At 70.8% G+C, this 19,803-nt stretch carries 13 protein-coding genes; 12 read left to right on the top strand and 1 reads right to left on the bottom strand.

Annotated elements, in window-relative coordinates; genetic code table 11:
* Positions 1-7: 7 nt before the first annotated feature.
* From ASL10_RS07175 to ASL10_RS07160, 4 genes are read left to right on the top strand one after another with little or no spacing between them, the layout of a single operon-like run.
* Positions 8-907, top strand: a complete 900-nt coding sequence (locus ASL10_RS07175; RefSeq protein WP_056045889.1) for a F0F1 ATP synthase subunit gamma — start codon at positions 8-10, stop codon at positions 905-907.
* 41 nt (positions 908-948) lie between these two features.
* On the top strand, positions 949-2,409 hold the full coding sequence (atpD, locus tag ASL10_RS07170) for a F0F1 ATP synthase subunit beta (RefSeq protein WP_043594513.1): 1,461 nt from the start codon (positions 949-951) through the stop codon (positions 2,407-2,409).
* 2 nt (positions 2,410-2,411) lie between these two features.
* A complete protein-coding gene (locus ASL10_RS07165; RefSeq protein WP_043594515.1) occupies positions 2,412-2,672 on the top strand; it encodes a F0F1 ATP synthase subunit epsilon in 261 nt (86 codons plus the stop codon).
* A gap of 28 nt (positions 2,673-2,700) precedes the next feature.
* Complete coding sequence (locus tag ASL10_RS07160) at positions 2,701-3,456, top strand: YaaA family protein (RefSeq protein WP_056045886.1); 756 nt, start codon at positions 2,701-2,703, stop codon at positions 3,454-3,456.
* Positions 3,457-3,489: 33 nt separating this feature from the next.
* On the opposite strand, the gene ASL10_RS07155 is transcribed toward ASL10_RS07160, so the two are convergent.
* The gene (locus tag ASL10_RS07155) at positions 3,490-4,050 is read right to left on the bottom strand and encodes a methylated-DNA--[protein]-cysteine S-methyltransferase (protein ID WP_082460259.1); all 561 of its coding nucleotides are present in this window, start codon (positions 4,048-4,050) and stop codon (positions 3,490-3,492) included.
* A gap of 211 nt (positions 4,051-4,261) precedes the next feature.
* On the opposite strand from ASL10_RS07155, the gene ASL10_RS16705 reads away from it, so the two are divergent.
* The 8 genes from ASL10_RS16705 (at position 4,262) to ASL10_RS07115 (ending at position 19,741) form a co-directional block, all read left to right on the top strand.
* On the top strand, positions 4,262-4,816 hold the full coding sequence (locus ASL10_RS16705) for an FHA domain-containing protein (RefSeq protein WP_056045883.1): 555 nt from the start codon (positions 4,262-4,264) through the stop codon (positions 4,814-4,816).
* A complete protein-coding gene (locus ASL10_RS07145; RefSeq protein ID WP_056045879.1) occupies positions 4,813-5,610 on the top strand; it encodes a PP2C family serine/threonine-protein phosphatase in 798 nt (265 codons plus the stop codon). The genes ASL10_RS16705 and ASL10_RS07145 overlap by 4 nt, the downstream gene beginning before the upstream one ends.
* Before the next feature lie 175 nt (positions 5,611-5,785).
* Positions 5,786-7,207, top strand: coding sequence for a serine/threonine-protein kinase (locus tag ASL10_RS07140; protein WP_056045876.1), 1,422 nt, complete (start codon positions 5,786-5,788; stop codon positions 7,205-7,207).
* A complete protein-coding gene (locus tag ASL10_RS07135) occupies positions 7,207-13,011 on the top strand; it encodes a tandem-95 repeat protein (protein ID WP_056045873.1) in 5,805 nt (1,934 codons plus the stop codon). Before ASL10_RS07140 ends, ASL10_RS07135 begins: the two co-directional genes overlap by 1 nt.
* A gap of 34 nt (positions 13,012-13,045) precedes the next feature.
* Positions 13,046-14,017 carry a MoxR family ATPase gene (locus ASL10_RS07130; protein WP_056045870.1) on the top strand — a complete coding sequence of 324 codons (972 nt, stop codon included), beginning with the start codon at positions 13,046-13,048 and terminating at the stop codon, positions 14,015-14,017.
* Positions 14,014-15,477 (top strand): DUF58 domain-containing protein, encoded by a 1,464-nt coding sequence (locus tag ASL10_RS07125; RefSeq protein ID WP_235452545.1) that lies wholly within the window; start codon positions 14,014-14,016, stop codon positions 15,475-15,477. Before ASL10_RS07130 ends, ASL10_RS07125 begins: the two co-directional genes overlap by 4 nt.
* Positions 15,474-17,846 carry a transglutaminase domain-containing protein gene (locus ASL10_RS07120; protein ID WP_056045867.1) on the top strand — a complete coding sequence of 791 codons (2,373 nt, stop codon included), beginning with the start codon at positions 15,474-15,476 and terminating at the stop codon, positions 17,844-17,846. Before ASL10_RS07125 ends, ASL10_RS07120 begins: the two co-directional genes overlap by 4 nt.
* Positions 17,846-19,741 (top strand): zinc-ribbon domain-containing protein, encoded by a 1,896-nt coding sequence (locus tag ASL10_RS07115; protein WP_056045865.1) that lies wholly within the window; start codon positions 17,846-17,848, stop codon positions 19,739-19,741. The genes ASL10_RS07120 and ASL10_RS07115 overlap by 1 nt, the downstream gene beginning before the upstream one ends.
* The last annotated feature ends 62 nt before the right edge of the window (positions 19,742-19,803 follow it).

The raw sequence follows: 19,803 nt of genomic DNA, 5'->3' as shown, positions 1-19,803 counted from the left end.
GAGAGTAATGGGAGCCCAACTCCGGGTCTACCGGCAGAGGATCCGCTCTGCGCAGACGACCAAGAAGGTCACTCGCGCGATGGAGCTCATCTCGGCCTCGCGCATCCAGAAGGCGCAGGCCCGGATGAAAGCCTCCGGGCCGTACTCGCGAGCCATCACCCGCGCGGTGTCGGCCGTGGCGACGTTCTCGGACGTCGACCACGTGCTGACCACCGAGCCCGAGACGGTCGAGCGTGCCGCGATCGTCGTGTTCACGTCGGACCGCGGCCTCAACGGTGCATTCAGCTCGAACACGCTGAAAGAGAGCGAGCAGCTCGCGCAGCTGCTGCGGAGCCAGGGCAAAGAGGTCGTCTACTACCTCGTGGGTCGCAAGGCCCAGGGGTACTTCGCCTTCCGTCGTCGTGACGCCGAGCAGGTGTGGACGGGCAACACGGACCAGCCCGAGTTCGTCACGGCGAAAGAGATCGGCGACGCCGTCGTCTCCAAGTTCCTCACCGAGGCGGCCGAGGGCGGCGTGGACGAGATCCACATCGTCTACAACCGTTTCGTGAACATGGTCAGCCAGGTTCCCGAGGTCGTCCGTCTGCTTCCCCTCGAGGTCGTCGAGGGCATCGAAGAGCCCGGAGAGGACGAGGTCCTGCCGCTGTACGACTTCGAACCCGATCCGACCGAGGTCCTCGATGCCCTGTTGCCGGTCTACATCGAGAGCCGCATCTTCAACGCCATGCTGCAGTCGGCCGCCTCCGAGCACGCCGCCCGTCAGAAGGCCATGAAGGCTGCCAGCGACAACGCCGACACCCTCATCCGCGACTTCACCCGTCTGGCCAACAACGCGCGTCAGGCCGAGATCACGCAGCAGATCTCCGAGATCGTGGGCGGCGCAGACGCCCTCGGGTCGGCCAAGTAGAGCTCTGCACCACAGCATCATCATCCGAAGAGAGAGAAGCCATGACTGACACCGCAACCGCACCGGTCGCGACCGAGTCGGCTCCCGGCGTCGGGCGCATCGCCCGGGTCACGGGCCCCGTCGTCGACATCGAGTTCCCGCACGATGCCATCCCCGGCGTCTACAACGCGCTGACCACGAAGATCACCATCGGTGACACGACCACGCAGATCACGCTCGAGGTCGCCCAGCACCTCGGTGACGACCTCGTCCGTGCCATCGCCCTCAAGCCCACCGACGGCATCGTCCGTGGGCAGGAGGTCATCGACACCGGCGCGCCCATCTCGGTGCCCGTCGGCGACGTCACCAAGGGCAAGGTCTTCAGCGTCACGGGCGAGATCCTCAACCTCGAGGGTGACGAGACGGTCGAGATCACCGAGCGCTGGCCCATCCACCGCAAGCCCCCGAAGTTCGACCAGCTCGAGTCCAAGACCCAGCTGTTCGAGACGGGCATCAAGTCCATCGACCTCCTCACGCCTTACGTGCAGGGCGGCAAGATCGGTCTCTTCGGTGGTGCGGGTGTCGGCAAGACCGTCCTCATCCAGGAGATGATCCAGCGTGTCGCGCAGGACCACGGTGGTGTGTCGGTCTTCGCCGGCGTCGGTGAGCGTACCCGCGAGGGCAACGACCTCATCGCCGAGATGGACGAAGCGGGCGTGTTCGACAAGACCGCGTTGGTCTTCGGCCAGATGGACGAGCCGCCGGGAACCCGTCTCCGCGTCGCGCTGTCGGCCCTCACGATGGCCGAGTACTTCCGCGACGTGCAGAAGCAGGACGTGCTCCTCTTCATCGACAACATCTTCCGCTTCACGCAGGCCGGTTCCGAGGTCTCGACCCTTCTGGGTCGCATGCCCTCGGCCGTGGGTTACCAGCCCAACCTGGCCGACGAGATGGGCGTCCTCCAAGAGCGCATCACCTCGACGCGCGGTCACTCGATCACCTCGCTGCAGGCGATCTACGTGCCTGCCGACGACTACACCGACCCGGCTCCCGCGACGACGTTCGCGCACCTCGACGCGACCACCGAGTTGTCGCGTGAGATCGCGTCGCAGGGTCTCTACCCCGCGATCGACCCGCTGACCTCGACCAGCCGCATCCTCGACCCGCGTTACCTGGGCCAGGCGCACTACGACACGGCGATCCGGGTCAAGGCCATCCTGCAGAAGAACAAGGAGCTGCAAGAGATCATCGCCATCCTCGGTGTCGACGAGCTCTCCGAAGAGGACAAGATCACGGTGTCGCGTGCGCGCCGCATCCAGCAGTTCCTCTCGCAGAACACCTACATGGCCAAGAAGTTCACCGGTGTCGAGGGCTCGACCGTCCCGCTGAAGGACACCATCGAGTCCTTCACGGCGATCGCCGACGGCGAATTCGACCACGTGGCCACGCAGGCATTCTTCAACGTCGGCTCCATCTCGGACGTCGAAGAGAAGTGGGCTCAGATCCAGAAGGAGAACGGCTGATCGTGGCTGCTCTCACTGTCAGCGTCGTCTCGGCCGACCACGAAGTGTGGTCGGGCGAGGCGTCGTCGATCGTCGCTCGCACCGCCGAGGGTGAGATCGGAATCCTTCCCGGTCACGAGCCGATCCTCGCCATCCTGGCCTCGGGTCAGGTCAGGGTCCGGTTGTCCGACGGCACCACCGTCGAGGCGACTGCCGACGACGGTTTCCTGTCCGTCGAGAACGACACCGTGACGGTCGTCGCGCGCAACGCACAGCTCAACTGAGCTCCGCCCGTCTGCACCACCGAACGACATGCTGTTCCTGCTGCCCCCGTCCGAGACCAAACTCGACGGGGGCAGCGTCGGTTCGCGGCTCGATGTGACGGCACTATCGTTCGACGAGCTCGACGGCCCTCGCCGCGCCTCCTTGGCCTTGCTCGACGAGATGTCGGCCGACGTTGCGGCGGCCGCCGCCGCCCTCAAACTCGGTCCCACGCAGGCTCACGAGGTCGAGCGCAACCGGCTCGTGACCGTGTCGCCCACGATGCCCGCTCTGTCGCGCTACACGGGGGTCCTCTTCGACCCTCTCGGTGTGGCAGGCATGAGTGCCGATGCGTGGACGTGGGCTCACCGGCACGTACTCGTTCATTCGGCCTTGTTCGGCTTGCTCCGGGCTGGTGACGAGATCCCCGCCTACCGGCTCTCGCACGACTCGAGGATTCCCCGGACGTCGTTGAAGAAACTCTGGCGAGGGCCGGTGTCCGCGGTCCTGGCAGGCGTCGGCGAACTCGTCGTCGACCTGCGATCCGAGGGTTACGTCGCTCTGGGGCCGGCGGGGACGCGGTCGACATACGTCCGTGTCGTCTCGGACGCGGGCGACCGACGCCGAGCCCTCAACCACTTCAACAAGAAGAGCAAGGGGTTGTTCGTTCGCGCCCTCCTGGCCGATCGTCCGGACCTGGCCGACATCGGCGACCTGACGGAGTGGGCCCGCGGTCGAGGCTTCGTGCTCGAACCCGGAGACGAGAGCGTGCTCGTGGCCGAGTCGGTCCTGCAGGCGTCCGTCTGATCGCCGGGCGGGCGGCGACGCTTCGGCTCTGTCTCAGTCCAGGGGCACGGGGCCCTCTCGGAACGCGATGCCCTCGTGGCGGAGGAGCCACTTCTTCGTCTCGACACCCGTGCCCACGGTGTAGCCGGTGACGCCGCCCGTCCGGCCCAGGACGCGGTGGCACGGGACGAGCAGGGGGAGCGGATTCGCCGCCACCGCTCCACCGACGGCTCGCCCGGCCCGAGGATTGCCGAAGGTCCCGCCGAGTCGTCCATAGGTCGTGGCCCGTCCCCACTCGACCTCGAGCAGCGCGGACCAGACCGAGCGCTGGAAGCTCGAACCGACCAGGCGGAGCGGAAGATCGAAGCGGGTACGCACCCCTTCGAAGTAGCCGTCGACCTGACGTCGGGCGGCGTCGAGCAGGTTGTCGGGCCGCTCGGGTTGACCGTCGTGAGGCAGGACGCCCTCACGCTCGATCGCGAGGCCCTCGACGGCGAAGTGGCGACTGACGATCTCGATGCGTCCCACGGGGGAGTCGAGTCGGACGAGCCCCGGTGGTTCGTCGTCGTCGGCACGGCCGGGTGGCAGCGGGGGTACGAGGACGAGGTCGGTCATGGCGTCACGCTAGGGCGGCCGCCCGGTCGGGACGCCGGAGAACGGGCCGGGTGTGCACCGGCGGCTGCCGCACCCGGCGTGGGGAGGAGACGTGCGGTGATGCAGCCTGGGCGCCGGTGTGGACGCGGCACCCGAACGGACCGGTCACCGGGCGCTAGCGTGGAGGTCGTGGTCGCCGACCCGCGTCAGAGCCCCCGGTGAGAGGAACGAGATGCCCACCGAACAGTCACCAGGATCGTGGCACCGAGTCGGCTCGATCGACGACACGGTCGTCGGTCGCCCTGCCCGCCCCTCGGGCGTCGACGAGACGGACGCGGACGACACGGTGCTCCGCGTCTCCCCACCGGCACGGCCGCCGACGAGCCAGGAGCCGAACCCGTCGGGCCGACCCACCCCGCGCCTCCACGGGGTGAGGGTCGCCGGGCAGGACCTGTCGCTCGACGTGCCCGTCATCGTGGGGCGTCGCCCGACCGGGCCGCGCGTGGGCTCTGGACCCCTGCCACGGTTGGTGACCGTGCCGTCTCCGCGACACGAGGTCTCGGGGGCGCACGTCGACGTGCGCCAGCACGGGGGCACCGTCGTCGTCACCGACCTGCGTTCGACGAACGGGACCCGGGTGATCGAGCCCGGACGCGTTCCCGTCGTTCTCCGGCAAGGCGAGTCGCTCGTCGCCCGTGCAGGCACGATAGTGGACGTAGGTGACGGGAACCTTCTCGAGATCCTGCCTCCCCAGCGCATCATCCCGACGAAAGAACCCCTCCTGTGACAGAGCTCGGCCGCCCCACGACCGCCCACGCCCTCGGCCTCGACGGCCCGGGGCTCACCTTCGACTGGGCGGGGGTGACCGACGTGGGTCGTCGCCGAGCGCACAACGAGGACAGCTACCTCGCAGAGGCGCCGCTGTTCGTCGTGGCCGACGGCATGGGAGGGCACAGCGCGGGCGACGTGGCGAGCGACGCGGTCGTGCGCCGCATGAGCGAGATCGCGTCACGCCCGTTCGCCACCACGGACGACGTCGAGACGGCCCTCCGCGTGGCCACGGAGGACATCGCGGTGGCGGCGGCCGACACCGAGCTCGGGGTCGGCACGACGGCCACCGGGGCGTTCCTCTCACGAGAGGGAGAAGGCGCCGAGGTCGACTTCACGGTCTTCAACGTGGGCGACTCCCGCGTGTACATGTTCGAAGACGGCCGTCTCCGCCAGGTGACCGTCGACCATTCCGTCGTCCAGGAGATGGTCGACGCGGGGCTCCTGCACGCGGACGACGCCGAGAAGCACCCCGACAGCAACGTGATCACCCGGGCGGTCGGGTTCGACGTCGACCCGCGTCCGGATTACTGGAGGGTGCCCGCCCGACCCGGCCTGCGCCTCCTCGTCTGCTCGGACGGCCTGACCAAAGAACTGTCCGCCGGGCGGATCTCCGAGCTCCTCGGTGGCGTCGACGGTGCCGAGCCGGCGGCGACGGCCCTCGTCGAGGCTGCCGTCGAGGCGGGTGGACGCGACAACGTCACGGCCGTCGTCGTGGACGTCCGGAGCGCCGAGACGACGGACGCCGAGTAGGCGCGACACGCGGACACGGACGGCCCCGCCCCCGAAATGGGGGGACCGGGTCCGTCCACAGGGGGGCCCACGGGCCTCTCGGGCGTCGGGGACCCCCACGTAGAATGGCTGCGGTCGGACCGACGCCGACCTGTTCCGCCCAGCCGACCCGGCATCGATCCCCAGAGGAGGCGACGTGGCTCGACGACTGCCTTCGGCGCCCCCCGTGCTGCCGGGATTCTCGCATGTGCGCGTGCTCGGGTCGGGCGGCTTCGCCGACGTGTTCCTCTACGAACAGAACATGCCGCGCCGGCAGGTCGCGGTGAAGGTCATGCTCAGCGAGGTCGTGAACGACCAGGTCCGCCAGATGTTCCAGGCCGAGGCGAACCTCATGGCCCAGCTGAGTGCCCACCCGTCGATCCTCACGGTGTTCCAGGCCAGCGTCTCGGCCGACGGCCGTCCGTACCTGGTGATGGAACTCTGTTCGTCGTCGTTGAGCGAGCGGTACCGGCGCGACCGCATCCCCGTCGCCGACGTGCTGCGCATCGGCGTCAAGATCGGCAGCGCGGTCGAGACGGCCCACCGGCAGGGCGTCCTGCACCGCGACCTGAAACCGTCGAACATCCTCATGACGGCCTACGGACACCCCGTGCTGTCCGACTTCGGCATCGCCGCGTCCCTCAGCGAGAGCGAGCCGCAGGAGGTCGTCGGCATGTCGATCCCGTGGTCGGCCCCCGAGGTGCTGCTCGACGAGACCAACGGCACCATCGAGTCCGAGGTGTGGTCCCTCGGGGCGACGGTGTACTCGCTGCTCGCGGGCCGGAGCCCCTTCGAGGTCCTCGGCGGCGACAAGAACGGCGCGTCCGACCTGATCGGTCGCATCGACAAGGCCAAGCTCGTGCCGACCGGACGGACGGACGTCCCTCCCACCCTCGAGCGACTGCTCGCGAGGTCCATGTCGCGGCGCCCCGAGAACCGCCAGGCCAGCGTCCTCGAGTTCGTGCGCGAGCTCCAGCAGGTCGAGAGCGAGATCGGCGTCGCGCAGACCCCCATCGAGGTGGCGGTCGACGACTGGGCCCTGGCGACCGTGGCCGACCTCGAGGACAAGACGCGCCTCCGGGGTGTGACCCCCGTGCAGGCCTCGCGACGTCGCCGCCGGCGCCGGGCGACCGAGGCCCAGGTCCAGGCGCAGAACGGCGGTTCGCTCCAGCAGAGCCGCGCCGTGCCTCGCAGCACGGGTACACGTCCGACGCGGCGTCGGTCGCTGCTCGTCGTGACGTGGGCCCTCGTGGCGGCGTCGGTGGTGGGGATCGGTCTCGCAGCCGCCGCGACGCTGGTGCTCGTCCGCTCGACGTCGACCGACATCCCCCGGGTGGCCGACGTCGCGTCGTCGAGCGACGGCTCCTCGGTGGTCTTCACCTGGAGCGACCCGGGGCTCCGGGCAGGTGACACCTACGTCATCTCGACCGGGGGGCAGACGAGCCAGCAATCCGCCGACCGGTTCGTCGCCACCCCTGCCGACCCGGGTGACGAGGTCTGCATCACCGTCTCCGTGAGCCGCGGTGGTTCGACCGGTCCGGAGAGCAACGAGAACTGCGCGACGGCGGGTCAGGGCTGATGGGGCGGCTGCTCGACTGGGCCTCCCGTCGTCGATCCGCCGTCGTCACCGGGGTCGGAGTGGTCGTGGTGGCCACGCTCGTGACGACCGTCGCCGTGGCGAGCGGTGGCTACGAGGCCCAGCGCGTCGACCTCTCCGACGGAACGGTCTGGGTCGCCAACGGAGAACGCGCCGCGATCGGTCGGGCGAACACCGACGTCCTGCAGCTCAACTCCGCCGTGCGCGGCACCGGTGCCGACCTCTCGGTCGTCCAACGCGAGCAGGACGTCCTGCTCGTGGATCGCAGCAACGCCACGGTCGGTGTCGTCGACACCGCCACGGCCGAGGTGGCCGAGAGCGTCCCGCTCCCGCCCGAATCGCCCGACGTGTCGATCGCCGGGGACCGTGTGCTCGTCGTGTCCCAGGGCACGGGGGAGGTCTGGAGCCAACCGCTCTCGGACCTGGCGTCCTTCAGCAACGAGGTCGACCCCGATCTCAGCCTCGGCAAGGGACTGGTCACCGACGTCACGCCCGACGGCCGTGTGGTCGCCTACTCGTCCGACACCGGCAGGGTGTCGATCTTCGACGGAACGGTGTCACCCGACGTCGCCGAGACGCACGACGTGCCCGCCTCGTCGTCCTCCGGGTACCAGGTGGCCTCGGTCGGCGGTCACTGGGCCGTGCTCGATGCCGTCACGGGGGAACTGGTCGTCGACGGACGGCAGGTCGACCTGTCCGACCGGGCCTCGGGCGGGCTCGCCCTGCAGACGGGGTCCGACACGGGCGACGAGGTCCTGGTCGCGACGTCCACCGGCCTCTTGTCCGTGTCGATCGACTCCTCACGGGTCGCCGAGGTCGTCGGCGGACGCGAGGGCAAGCCCGCGCGACCCGTCGTCGTCGGCGACTGCCGCTTCGGCGCCTGGGCGGGCGGGTCGGCGTGGAGCGACTGTGCGTCGGCCCGCGGGGGAGTCCTCGACCTCGACCAGGTCACCGGAGGGGCGAGCCTCCTCTTCGACGTCAACGCGCGCCGGGTCGTGCTCAACGATCCGGCGTCGGGTCGGTCCTGGGCGGTCCAGCGTTCCGGCGAGCTCATCGACAACTGGTCGGACCTCTTCCAAGAGGACCGCGACCAAGAAGAGCAACAGGAGAACGACGACCGGCAACCGCCCGAGCTGGATCTCGACCAGAAACCACCGGTCGCCGTGGACGACGCGTTCGGCGCACGACCCGGTCGAGCGAGCACCCTGCCCGTGCTGCTCAACGACTACGACCCGAACGGCGACCCGCTCGTGATCGACGACGTGTCCGCACTCGACGACGCCGTCGGCCGGGTCGACCTCGTCAACGACCGACAACAGGTGCTCCTCACCCTCACCGACTCGGCTTCCGGCACGTTCTCGGTCGACTACACCATCTCCGACGGACGTGGCGGTCAGGCCAGCGCGACGGTCGCCCTCACCGTGCGCCAACCGTCGGAGAACTCGCCGCCGCAGCAGGCGCGCAGGACGTCGGCGTCGGTGTCGTCGTCGGGGCGGGTCACCACCTCGGTGCTCGGCGACTGGATCGACCCCGACGGTGATGCCTTCTACCTGACCTCGGCAGGAGGGGCGGCGGGGCTCTCGTACAAGCCCTCGGGGGACGTCGTCTACCAGGACGCCGGTGCGGGCGACACGACCGTCGACGTCCCGCTGACGGTCTCGGACGGCCGTGACGAGGGGCGAGGATCGCTCGCGATCACGGTGATGGGGGCAGGGCAGGTGCCCCTCGAAGCCCTGCCCTTCTCGCAGCAGGCCTATGCGGGCCAGCAGATGACCGTGCGGCCGCTGACCTACGCTCGAGGCGGCACGGGCACCGTCAAGCTGAACAGCGTCCCGGCGAAGGCCGACGTCACCGTCACGCCGAACTACGAACAGGGCACGTTCCGGTTCCTCAGCGACGTGCCCGGGACCCACCTGCTCGAGTACACCGTGACGGACGGCGACCAGACGGCGACCGGCACGGTCAGGGTGGACGTCCAGTCCCCTCCGGACGCGGGCACACCCCCCGTCACGACGCCCAAGACGATCTTCGTCGAGACGTTGGGCACGCAGACGCTCGACGTCGTCGCGACCGATCGTGACCCGGCCAACAACGTCCTCATGCTCACGGCGACCGATGCCGTGCCCGCCGCATCCGGGGTCAGGGTCGAGACGCTCGACCAGCGCTACGCCCGCATCACGCTCGCGGCCCCGCTCGACGACGGGCCGGTCACCTTCGGCTACACCGTCAGCAACGGCCTCGCCTCCGCGACCGGCACCGTGACGGTGGTCGAGATCCCGCGCCGGGCGATCACCCAGCCGCCGATCGCGACCGACGACCAGGTGACCGTCCGGGTGGGGGACTCCATCGACATCGACGTCCTCGCCAACGACGAGCAGCCCGACGGCGACGAGTTGACGCTGGTGCCGCGACTCGAGAGGGACGTCCCGGCCGGCAGCGGGTTGCTCTTCGCGTCGGGTAACCGTCTCCGGTACCTGGCCCCCACCACCCCGGGCAACGTCACGGCGACCTACACCGTCGAGGGCCCCGACGGGCAGCGGGCCTCGGCCCAGGTCGCCATCGCGGTCCGCGAGGTCGACGCGGGCAGCAACGCCGCCCCCGCGCCCCAGTCGGTGACGGCGCGCGTCGTCGCAGGCGAGACCGTGCGCATCGGCGTTCCGCTCGACGGCATCGATCCCGACGGCGACTCGGTCCAGCTGCTCGGGGTGGGCACGAACCCCGAGAAGGGCAGCGTGTCGACCGTCGGCACCGACTACGTCGAGTACCAGGCGAACGCCAGCTCGGCGGGCACCGACAGCTTCACCTACGCGGTCGTGGACGGCTTGGGTGCCCGGGCCACCGGCACGGTCCGCGTGGGGATCTCGACCCGCGCCGACGGATCGCGCAACCCGATCGCCGTCGCGGACGCCGTGACGATGCGACCCGGGGGGTCCATCACGGTCCGGGTGCTCGACAACGACTCCGACCCCGACGGGGGCGCTTTGTCGGTCGACGCCGTCGAACCGAACGGCGAGGGTGTCGTCGCCAAGGTCGTGTCGGGGACGATGGTGTCGGTGACGCCCCCCGAGACCCCCGGGACGTACGGCCTCGTCTACACGGTGTCGAACGAGCGCGGCGGGCAGAGCTCGACCTTCGTCACCGTGACCGTCGATCCCGACGCACCACTGAACTACCCGCTCGCCGACGACACGGTCCTCGGACTCAGCGACATCGCCGGTCGGCAGACCGTGACGGTCAACCCCCTGACCAACGTGTTCTTCTCGGACGGCAGCACCTCGCAGCTCGACCTCGGACTTGCCCCGGGATTCGGCTCGACGGCCGAGGTGACGCCGAACTCGCGCGTGACCGTCCGCATCACCGATTCGAGCCAGATCGTCCCGTTCTCGGTCTCGAGGAAGGACGACCCGGGCGTCCGCTCCTACGCGTTCATCGTCGTGCCCGGTTTCGACGACGCCCTTCCGCAGGTCGACCGGACGGTCCGTCCGATCACGGTCGAGAGCGAGAAGGCCGTCACGATCGACCTCGACCGTTACGTGATCTCCGCCGGCACCAACGGAGTCAGACTGACCGACCCCGCGACGGTCCGGGCGACGAACTCGAACGGCGACGACCTCGTGGTCGACGACACGACCCTCCGGTTCACGTCCGCCGACCTGTTCTCGGGTACGGCCTCGATCTCGTTCCAGGTGACCGACGGTCGCTCGGCCGACGACCCGGACGGTCGGACGGCGTCGCTCGTGCTGCCCATCACGGTGACGTCGCGAGAGAACCAGCCACCCGTCTTCAACGGCACCTCGATCGACCTCGAACCGGGCCAGTCCCGCACGCTCGACCTCGCTCGGCTCACCACGTACCCCTATCCGGACGACGTCGACGAGCTCCGGTACTCGGTCGAACAGGGCGGCGTCGCGGGCGTCGGCTTCGACCTGTCCGGGTCGAAGCTCACCGTCTCGGCCGAGGCCGGCACCGCGAAGGGGACGAGCAGGTCGCTCCCCGTCGCCGTCAGCGATGCCCTCAACCCGGGCCGGAGCGGTGCCGTCACCGTGTCGGTCGTGGGATCGACCCGCCCGCTCGCTCAACCGGCCGCCGATCGTGCCGTCGTCAAGCGCGGGGCCTCGACCTCGGTCGACGTGTTGCAGAACGACCAGGCGACCAATCCCTTCCCCGGGCAGGCGCTGCGGGTGGTGGCCATCCGTGGGCTGAACGGGTCGAGCGTGCCGGCAGGCGTCTCGATCACGCCGAGCGGTGACAACCGGAGTCTCGCCGTCTCGGTCGCGGCTTCCGCGGCCCCCGGCGACACGAACCTCCAGTACCAGGTCGCCGACGTCACGGACGACCCCGACCGATACGTCTGGGGCACCGTCACCATCAGCGTGCAGGACGTCTCGAACGCCCCCAATGCCCCGGTCCGAACGGGCACCTTCACGGGGGGACAGCTCACCCTGAGCTACACGGCTCCCGCGGCCAACAACTCGCCGCTGACCGGCTACCGTCTGACCGGGGCGGGTTCGGCCGGGGGCTCGTACTCCAAGGCCTGCGGGCTGGCGACGGTCTGCACCCTGACCGACCTGCCCGCGGGCCAGCGGTTTTCCTTCACGGTCGTCGCCACCAACGGCGTCGGGGACTCCGCTGCATCGGCGCCGAGTCCCGCTTACAGCGCCGACTACGTGCCCGCCGCACCCACGGGCCTGAGCGCGACTGCGGTGCCGTCGGGCCAGGGCGACACCCGGATCACGTGGACGGACTCGCCGGATCCCCGGCCGGGCTCCGCGATCCAGTCGTACGTCGTCGAATGGTCCGGGCCCACGACGGGATCCCAGACCGTTCGCCGTGGGGTGCAGCAGAGCGTCATCCCCGGCCTCGTCCCGAACCAGAACTACACGGTGAACGTCTTCGCGAAGAACGACGCCGACGTCGACAGCGAGGCGGCGTGGGCCCGGGCGTCTCTGACGCGGGTGGTACCCGTCGGGAGCCCCGGGGTACCCCAGGTCACGGCCACTCCCGTGAGCGGCGGCGTGCAGATCACCTGGACGCCGTCGACCGCGAACGGCGGATCGGCTCCTACGTACCGGGTGGTCCGCGTCGCCGGCTCGGACGGGCCGGTGTCCTGCGACACCCCGGGTGACCCCGTTCCCCTCGCCGGCGGGGGAGCGACGGACTCGTCCGCGGAGGACGGCGTCACCTACCTCTACGTCGTGAAGGCGGACAACGGCACCTTCTGTTCCGCGGGTTCGGGTCGCACCACGGCACTCAAGGCCCCCGGTGCTGCTCGCGCGACCGTGGCGTCGATCGAGAACGGTGGGGGACGCTTCGACGTCAGGGTCTCCGCGACCGACGTGGTGTCGGGTACGGCAGCCCGATTCGAGTGGTCGCAGAACGGGCAGACGGGTTGGCAGCCCCTGGCCGCCGACGGCTTCGTCTCCACCGGGGGATACGGCACCGAACTCCAGGTCTACGTCCGAGGCTGTCGAGACGCTTCCGAGACGTTCTGTGGCGCCGCGTCCGATCGTCAGGCCGCGACGCCCGTGACGGTGCGGCCCGTCATCGTCTCGTGCGTCCCCGGCGAACCCCTCGTGGTCAACCCGCCGTCGAACGGTAACCTCGACTTCTCGGCGACGGTCGAGTTCAACGTGTCGCCCCTCATCCTGGACAACTGGCAGTCGGGAGACAGGAACGGCGCGTACACGACGACGTCCCGGGTCGATCCCTCGGCGACGGAGGTCCGCATCCGCGGGACGGTCGACGGCAAGACCGACAGCGGCTACGCACGGGTCACCTGCGGCTGAAGCCCATGAACGACACATCGAGGAACGAAGACACATGAGCATGACCCCCGAGCAGGCGACCTGGTTCTCCGACATCTTCGGGCGACTGGTGGCCAACGTCGACCAGGTGCTGCTGGGCAAGACCTTCGTCGTGCGGCTGTCGTTCACGGCTCTGCTGAGCGAGGGGCATCTGCTGCTCGAGGACTTCCCGGGCACGGGCAAGACCTCGCTCGCCCGCGCGATCGCCCAGAGCGTCCAGGGCTCGAGCAACCGTGTGCAGTTCACCCCCGACCTCCTGCCCGGCGACATCACCGGCGTCAGCATCTACGACCAGAAGGCCGGCGGGTTCGAGTTCCACCGCGGGCCGATCTTCTCCAACATCGTCCTCGCCGACGAGATCAACCGCGCCAGCCCCAAGACGCAGTCCGCCCTCCTCGAGGTGATGGAAGAGAGCCGCGTGACGGTGGACGGCGTCAGCCACCCCGTGGGGTCGCCGTTCATGGTGATCGCCACCCAGAACCCGGTCGAGCAGGCCGGCACCTACCGTCTTCCCGAGGCCCAGCTCGACCGGTTCATCATGAAGACCTCGATCGGCTACCCCGACCACGCGGCGACCGTCCGCATCCTCGAGGGCTCCGCCACGAGGGTCCACGAGGGCAGCCTCAACCCGATCGTCCAGGCCGGGGTCATCACCGAGATGGCGCAACTCGCCCGCACCGTGCACGTCGAGCCCACCATCAGCGACTACGTGGCCCGCCTCGTCGACGGGACGCGAACGGCCCAGGAGGTCCGTCTCGGTGTGAGCGTCCGCGGTGCGCTGGCCCTCGTCCGTTCGGCCAAGACCTACGCGGCGTCCCTCGGTCGTCACTACGTGATCCCGGACGACGTCAAGTCGCTCGCCGAGCCCGTGCTCGCCCACCGTCTGGTGCTCGACCCCGAAGCGGAGTTCGACGGGGTCACGCCGTCCAGCGTCGTCAGCCAGTTGCTCATCGAGACGGCGCCGCCCGCCGAACGGGTAGCCGTGTGAGCGAGCGTCCCCGAGGCACCGACCGGGCCGCCCGGCCCGTGCCGGGGTCGACCGTGGACGGGTCCCGCGCCGGCCGGACACGACCGAGGGTCGGCAGCCGCGGCACCGACCAGCGATTCGATTCCGCGTTCTCGACGGGAACGCAAGGACTGACCAACGCCCGGACCCGGATCGTCGGCGACCGTACCGGCATCGGAGCGGACCTGCTCGTCCTGCTGGTCAGGACGACGCGCGGGGCTCGCCGTTCCGTCCGCCGGGCGTTCACCAGCGCCTCCTCGGTGGTCACGCCCTTCGGGTGGTCGATGCTCGTCGCCGCACCGGTCGGGCTGCTCGTCGGCTACCTGCTCGGCTGGACCGAGTTGGTGGTGGTCGGGTTCGCCGCGATCGTCCTGCTGCTCGTCGCAGGGCTCGCTCTCGTCGGACGGAACACCGTCCGCATCACGCTCGAGATCCCGCACGAGCGCGTGGCCGTCGGCGCCCCGGCGGCCGGCACCGTGCGGGTGCGCAACGCGAGCGCCCGCCGCATCCTCGGAGTGTCCGTCGAGGTCCCCGTCGGACCGGGGCTCGCCGAGATCGGCCTGCCGAGCCTCCGCTCGGGAGACGAGGTCGCCGAGTCGTTCGACCTGCCCACCACCCGACGCGGCGTCGTGGCAGTGGGTCCGGTCAGCACCGTGCGAGGCGACCCGGTCGGCCTCGCCCGACGCGAGATCGAATGGACCGGCGTCACCGAGGTGTTCGTGCACCCCCGCACCATCGGCATCCCGAGCACGAGCACGGGTCTCATCCGTGACCTCGAGGGCAATCCGACGCGTGACCTCTCGCCCAGCGACATCTCGTTCCACGCCCTGCGCGAGTACCAGCCGGGCGACGAACGACGGAACATCCACTGGAAGTCGACCGCCAAGACGGGCACCTACATGGTGCGGCAGTTCGAGGAGAGCAGGCGCAGCCACCTGGTCATCGCCCTGAGCCTCGCGGCCGGTGACTTCGCCAACGACGACGAGTTCGAACTGGCCGTCAGCGTCGCGGGTTCTCTCGGTGCTCGCGCCATCCGTGACGCGCGTGAGGTCAGCGTCGTCGTCGGCGAGACCACCCCCGAGTTCGCCAAGCGGAAGAACCTCGAGATCCGCTCCCTGAGCACGCTGACCCGGAACCGCCTGCTCGACGAACTCGCGGTCGTCACGTCGGCGGAGTCGGCGCTGGCCATCACCGACGTCGCGCGGGTGGCGGGTGATCAGGTCGTGGGGATCTCGGTGGCGTTCCTCGTCGTCGGGTCCACGACGACGGTCACCGAGATGCGCGCCGCAGCCCTGCAGTTCCCCCTGGGGGTGGAGGTGGTGGCGATCGTGTGCGACCCCGAGACGGTCCCCGGCATGAGGCGCATCGCCGATCTCACCGTGCTGACCATCGGGTTCCTCGAGGACCTGCAGAAGTCGCTCGCCCGAACGGCGAGCGCATGAGCGTCGTCGACGGGGTCCGGACGCCCGCGGGGCCCGCGGCGCCTGCTCCGCGCGCACGGTCCCGCGCGCGGCCGTCACGACTGCGAGCCCCGTTCGTCGCCTGGGTCGTCGCGTTGTTCGCGGCCTCGCTCGGCGCCGCCACCGTGACCTTCTGGCCGGTGTACGAGAGCGCCGCCTTCGTCGTGCTCGTCGTCGTCGCCTTCGCCGTCGGCGTGGTCATCGCGCTGGGCACCGCCGCCCTCCGGCTGTCGAGCGTGTGGGTGTTCGCGGCGACGATCGTGGCGTACCTGTTGCTCGGGGTGCCGCTCGCCGTGCCGTCGCAAGCCTTCGGCGGCGTGCTGCCCACGGGTCGGGGCCTCCTGACGTTGGTCTCGGCGACCGCTCTCGGCTGGAAGCAGCTCGTCACCATCGCCTTGCCGGTGGGCAGCTACGAGGCCCTGCTGGTGCCGGTCTTCGCGCTGGTCCTCGTCGGCACGGTCGTCGGCCTGTCCGTCGCGCTCCGCAGCCGACGCGGAGAACTCGCCGTCGTCGTTCCCGTCGTCGTCTGGATCGCGGCGATCGTGCTCGGTCCGGGCGAGGCCTGGTGGCCCCGCGTCACCGGTCTCGCCGTGTTGGTGACGGTGGTCGCCTGGGTCGTCTGGTGGCGCCTCCGTCGACGTCGCCTCGCGCTCGGCGCCCTCACCACCCGTGCTGCCACGACGTCTGCCGGGCACCGCCCGGTGGCCGTCCGGGCCGTCGTCGGCGCGTTCGCCACGCTGGCCGTCGCGGGGACGGCCGGCACGGTCGCCGTCGCCGCGCTCCCGCCGGTCACCTCGCGGACCGTGGCGCGCACGGTCGTCGAGCAACCGTTCGACCCGCGGGACCACGTCAGCCCGCTCAGCGGCTTCCGGGCGTACGAACAGGAGCCGACCGTCGACCAGACGCTCCTCACGGTCTCGGGCCTCCGTGACGGTCAACGACTGCGCGTGGCCACGCTCGACACCTACGACGGTGTCGTCTACAGCGTCGGCAGCGGCCAGGTCGACAGCGCCTCCGGGTTCTTCACCCGCGTGCCGTCCGACGTCGACCAATCCCGGGTCGACGGGCAGGCGACCGCGGTGGACGTCACGATCGGTGCCTACGACGACCTCTGGCTCCCCACCATCGGTCGACTCGAATCCGTCTCGTTCGGAGGACCCACGGCGGATGCGCGGCGGGACGCGTTCTTCTACAACGACCTCACGGGCACGGCGGCCGTCCTCGGCGGACTGCGGCAGGGCGATTCGTACCGACTGGACGCGGTCGAGCCCCGCCAGCCCGGCGACGACGAGCTCGACGCGCTCACACCGGGGACCGCCACCGTGCCGACGCCGCGGGACGTGCCCGACGAGCTGACCTCCTCGCTCGAGGAGGACGTCGCCGGGGTCCAGGGCCCCGGGGCGCGCCTCCGGGCGGCGCTGAGCGCCCTGCGCGAGGACGGTTACGTGAGCCACGGCGTCACCGCCGACGAACCCGTCAGCCGATCCGGGCACGGTGCGGACCGCATCGCCCAGCTCTTCACCGATCCCGTCATGATCGGCGACGCCGAGCAGTACGCGACGGCCGCCGCGCTCATGGCCGACCGGCTGGGGTTCCCGGCGAGGGTCGTCATGGGATTCGCCCCCGAGACGGACGGGGGCCCCGTCGACGTCACGGGGTCGAGCGTGACCGCCTGGATCGAGGTCGACACCGCCCAGTACGGCTGGGTGGCGCTCGACCCGAACCCGGCTGAACGTCCCATCCCCGAGGACCAGGTACAGGACCCGACGCAGATCTCCCGGCCCGAGTCCGTCGTCCAGCCCCCACCCCAGGATCCTCAGATGCGGGACGACCAGACGCCGCCGCAGTCCGAGCAGGACGATCCCGAGACCCCTCCGGCCTGGTTGGCCATCGTCCTGGCGGTCGTGCGGGTCGTCGGCTGGAGCGCCCTCGTCGCCGGTCTGCTCGCGGCCCCGTTCGTGACGGTCGTGGTCCTCAAGGCGCAGCGGCGTCGTCGCCGCCGAACGGCGACGAGTCCCTCCGACCGCATCAGCGGCGGCTGGCACGAGTTCCAGGACGCCGTGGTCGACCACGGCATCCGCACCCCGCCCGCGGCGACCCGGAGCGAGGTCGCCGCCGTCGTCGGTGGCTCGCGTCCCGCAGTGCTCGCCCGGGTGGCGGACCGTGCGGTGTTCTCGCCGAACCCGCCCGCGGAGTCCGACGCCGACCGCGTCTGGACGGCCGTCGCCGAGATGAGACACGCCCTCGGCGTCGGGCTCACGAGGCGGCAGCGGTTCGCCGCGGCGGTCTCGCTCCGATCTTTGCGTGGTTACCATGGGCGCACCCCTCCCGAGCGACAGAGGAACGACTGATGTACTGCCCCACCTGTGCCAGCCCCCTGCCCATCGGCGCGATGTTCTGCGGCGAATGCGGTCGGGCGGTCTCGAGCGCAGACCTCGCGGCTGCCCGACGTCGGGCCGACGCCGCCACCGAGCACGTCGACGCCACCAGTGCGCCCGACCTGCCCGAGGCTCCTCCGCGTGCGACCTCGCACCCCCGCCGCAGCGATGCGCAACCCCCGTGGTGGGTGCGCGACCGTCAGGCCGACACCGGCGTGCCCGGGGTCGAGGTCGAGCCGGCCCGTGTCGATCACGCGCGGTCCGAAGCGCCCGCGTCGGCTCCCGAGCCCCCGGTGTGGCCGGTCGACGATCGAACCGTCGTGTCCACGGGCGAGGACGACCGCCCGACGGCCTCCGAGGAGGCGCGGGCCGAGTCCCCGAGGACCCCTGACCCCGGCAACCCCGCCGTCTCGGGCATCCCCGCCGTCCCCGACGGCCCGGTCGGGGCCCTCGCGACGCCGCTACCCGAGACGGTCGGATCGCCGACACCGCTCCGAGTGCCCTCCGAGCACCCCGACAACGGGCCCCGCCCCTCGTCCGCCCCGCTCTGGACGGCGTCGTTGACGCCTCTCGCATCGGACGAGTCCTCTCCCGACGTGGTGGCCGCCGTCGAACCCTCCTCCGCCGAGGCGTCCCACGGGCATCGAGACGACGAGGGCGAGGCCCCGTCAGGCGAGGTCGAGACGTCCACCGCCCCTGACGGAACCCGGCCGGTCGAGAACGACCACACCGAGGGCGCGACCGACCCCGAGGCGACGGCGATGCCGGACGAGTCCGCTCCCTCGTCCGACTCCGCCTCCGAGGTCGCCCCCGGCGACCGGGTCGCGCCTCCTGCGGGCCCGCCGCCTCTCGTGCGGCCGACGGCCGACGGGCCGCGGGACGGCGACACCGCCCCGGTGGCCGCCCTCGGCCGTGACCTCCGCCCGCCGGTCCCGAGCAGGTCCCGGCCCGCTCTCCCCGAGTCCGACCGCCCGGAGCCCGTACCGCTCGTCGAGCCCGCACCGCTCGTGGAGCCCGTACCGCTCGTCGAACCGGGCTCCGCCGTCGTCCCCGAACGGTGCACGCACTGTGGCGCACCCATCGACGAGGACGACATCTTCTGCGGCGAATGCGGTGCGGTCGTGCAGTCGGTCGCCTTGTCGTTCACGGGCCCGGTCGTCCCGCTCCCGCCCGAGTGGCGACCCGACGGCGAGTCCGTCCTCCGCCGTCGTCCCGCCACACAGGACCGTGAGGGCGCCGGATCGGGCTCCGACGACGCCGGGACCTCTCCGGACGGCCCGGGCTCCGGCGACGACGTACCCGTCCGAGACGAGGCCGACGACCGGCAGGACGCCACGCCACGCCCGGCACCCGAACCGATCGACCACGTCCCGGGCTTCCGCGCCGAACGACCGGCGGCGACTCCGACGCCGAGCGTCGCCGACCTCCCCCCTGCTCCCACGTCGTCGTCGGCTCCGTCCTGGCGCCCGCGTCGGGTGCCCGTGGACCTGCCCGACGACGCCGACGTCGACGAGACCCGGATCGTCCGTCGTGGTGCACTCGGAACCGAGTACGTGCTGCAGTTCAGCACCGGTGAGAGCATCACGGTCGACGGGACCGGCCTCGTCGGCCGTGCACCGACGCCCCAGCCGGGGGAGCGCTTCGACCAGCTCGTCCGCATCGTCGATCCCGGCAAGTCCGTGTCGAAGACGCATCTGGAGTTCGGTCAGGAGGCCGGAGCCCTCTGGGTCAGCGACCGGTGGTCCGGCAACGGGACGGTCGTCCGTCCTCGTGACCTCCCGCCCCGCCGTGCCGATCCCGGAGTCCGCGTCCGCGTGACGCGTGGCACCCGGGTCGAGATCGGCGAGCAGTTCTTCGTCGTGGTCTGACCCACGGCTCCTCCCCACGCGGCAGGGTGGTCGGTCCTTCCCCCGACCCGACCACCCGGTAC

The organism is Frigoribacterium sp. Leaf8, assembly GCF_001421165.1.
Lineage (GTDB): Bacteria > Actinomycetota > Actinomycetes > Actinomycetales > Microbacteriaceae > Frigoribacterium.
The sequence above is the reverse complement of the archived record's forward strand: the minus strand, read 5'-3'. Positions and strand labels throughout refer to the sequence as shown.

What these genes read in the sequence shown, in the direction of transcription:
- ASL10_RS07175 (WP_056045889.1), top strand. Translation starts at nt 8, where the DNA reads ATGGGAGCCCAACTCCGGGTCTACCGGCAGAGGATCCGCTCTGCGCAG.
- atpD (WP_043594513.1), top strand. Translation starts at nt 949, where the DNA reads ATGACTGACACCGCAACCGCACCGGTCGCGACCGAGTCGGCTCCCGGC.
- ASL10_RS07160 (WP_056045886.1), top strand. Translation starts at nt 2,701, where the DNA reads ATGCTGTTCCTGCTGCCCCCGTCCGAGACCAAACTCGACGGGGGCAGC.
- ASL10_RS07155 (WP_082460259.1), bottom strand. Translation starts at nt 4,050, where the DNA reads ATGACCGACCTCGTCCTCGTACCCCCGCTGCCACCCGGCCGTGCCGAC.
- ASL10_RS16705 (WP_056045883.1), top strand. Translation starts at nt 4,262, where the DNA reads ATGCCCACCGAACAGTCACCAGGATCGTGGCACCGAGTCGGCTCGATC.
- ASL10_RS07135 (WP_056045873.1), top strand. Translation starts at nt 7,207, where the DNA reads ATGGGGCGGCTGCTCGACTGGGCCTCCCGTCGTCGATCCGCCGTCGTC.
- ASL10_RS07130 (WP_056045870.1), top strand. Translation starts at nt 13,046, where the DNA reads ATGAGCATGACCCCCGAGCAGGCGACCTGGTTCTCCGACATCTTCGGG.
- ASL10_RS07120 (WP_056045867.1), top strand. Translation starts at nt 15,474, where the DNA reads ATGAGCGTCGTCGACGGGGTCCGGACGCCCGCGGGGCCCGCGGCGCCT.
- ASL10_RS07115 (WP_056045865.1), top strand. Translation starts at nt 17,846, where the DNA reads ATGTACTGCCCCACCTGTGCCAGCCCCCTGCCCATCGGCGCGATGTTC.